Origin of the sequence: Pseudokineococcus marinus (assembly GCF_013004605.1) — a bacterium.
Classification (GTDB): domain Bacteria; phylum Actinomycetota; class Actinomycetes; order Actinomycetales; family Quadrisphaeraceae; genus Pseudokineococcus; species Pseudokineococcus marinus.
In genome coordinates this window covers 1-1318 of record NZ_JABEMA010000524.1, presented here as the reverse complement: position 1 = coordinate 1318, position 1318 = coordinate 1, and the positions used below count along the sequence as shown (strand labels likewise).

The 1318-nt window shown below is 80.5% G+C and carries 3 protein-coding genes; 1 reads left to right on the top strand and 2 read right to left on the bottom strand.

From position 1 onward, the window contains the following. Nucleotides 1–654, top strand: a 654-nt coding sequence (locus HLB09_RS17205) for a DUF4245 domain-containing protein (protein WP_212771314.1), incomplete at its 5' end; no start/stop codon positions are given. 42 nt (nt 655–696) lie between these two features. Here HLB09_RS17205 and HLB09_RS17200 read toward each other — a convergent pair. Both HLB09_RS17200 and HLB09_RS17195 read right to left on the bottom strand, forming a co-directional pair. After that, nucleotides 697–963: an exodeoxyribonuclease VII small subunit gene (locus tag HLB09_RS17200; RefSeq protein WP_171204502.1), complete on the bottom strand. Its 267-nt coding sequence runs from the start codon at nt 961–963 to the stop codon at nt 697–699. Nucleotides 964–1053: 90 nt separating this feature from the next. Further along, nucleotides 1054–1318: exodeoxyribonuclease VII large subunit (locus tag HLB09_RS17195; protein ID WP_281359504.1), on the bottom strand; the 265-nt coding region annotated here is incomplete at its 5' end.

The window sequence follows — 1318 nt, the reverse complement described above, 5'->3', positions numbered from 1 at the left end:
GGCCGCCCTCCTCGCGGGCGCGGGGGGATGATGGGGCGCGTGAGCACCGCCGCGCCCGAGCCCGGGCGGCCCGTCGCCGCGTCGACGGAGCGCCCGACCCCGCCGCCGCCCCGCCGCCCCCGGCCACGGCAGACGGCGCGGGACATGGTCGTCTCTCTCGGCGTCATCCTCGCCTGCGTGGCGGTCGTGCTCCTCTTCCTGCCCCGGCCGCAGGCGGTCGAGCAGCCGGCGGTCGACGTCGCCGGCGCTGCCGCAGGGGCCCAGCAGCGCGTCGACTTCCCGGTGCCCGTGCCCGCCGTCCCGGACGGCTGGACGCCCAACGCCGCGCGCGTGGACAGCGGGCCGGACGGCGTCACCACGTGGGTCGTCGGCTGGGTGACGCCGTCGGAGGAGTACGCGGGCCTGCGCGTCGCGGGCTCCGCCACCGAGCGGTGGGTGCGCGACGTCACCTCCGCCGGCACCGAGGAGGGCGTGCAGGACGTCGACGGCGAGGAGTGGCGCGTCTTCTCGGCCGCGCCCGAGCGCCGGTCCGACCCGCCGCGGCGGGCGCTCGTGCGCGAGGAGGGCGGCACCACCACCGCCGTGCTCGGCACGGCGGAGTTCCCCGAGCTGGTGGAGCTGGCCGCGGCCGTGCAGGCCGCGCAGGCCGGCTGACGACCGGGGACTCGCGGAGGCTGCCCGCGACGGGGGCGGCGGTCAGCCCCGGTCGGCGTCGGCGGCGGTCGCCCCGTCCAGGCGGCGGCGGGCGCCGTCCAGGTGCTCCTCGCAGCGCGAGGCGAGGGCCTCGCCGCGCTCCCACAGGGCCAGCGAGCGCTCCAGCGGCGTGCCGCCCGCCTCGAGGGCCGCGACCACGCGCACGAGCTCGTCGCGCGCCTGCTCGTACCCGAGGGTCGAGGGCGCCGGGAGGTCCGAGAGGTCGCCCGCCGTCGCGCCGGCGGCCGCGGGGGAGTCGTCACGCGCCATGCGCCGAGCCTAGGCGCCGGGCCGGCGGGCCCTCCTGCCCTCCCGCCCGGGGGGCGACGTGCGGCCATGTCGCCCCGGTGAGGGCGCGGGTCAGGCGAAGGGGTCGAGGACCCGTCCCTCGGCGTCGACCTGGGCCTCGACGTCGACGACGAGCTCGCCGGCGGCCAGGCGCACGCGCAGCTGGTCGCCCGGGTCGGCCTCCAGGGAGCTGCGCAGGACGCGGCCGTCGGCGTCCTGCACGACGGCGTACCCCCGCTCCAGCGTCGAGGCGGGTGACAGCGTGCGGACGGCGCGGCGCAGGCCCGCCACCTCGGCGGCGTCGCGCTCGAGGACGGCGGCCACGGCCCGCCGGGCC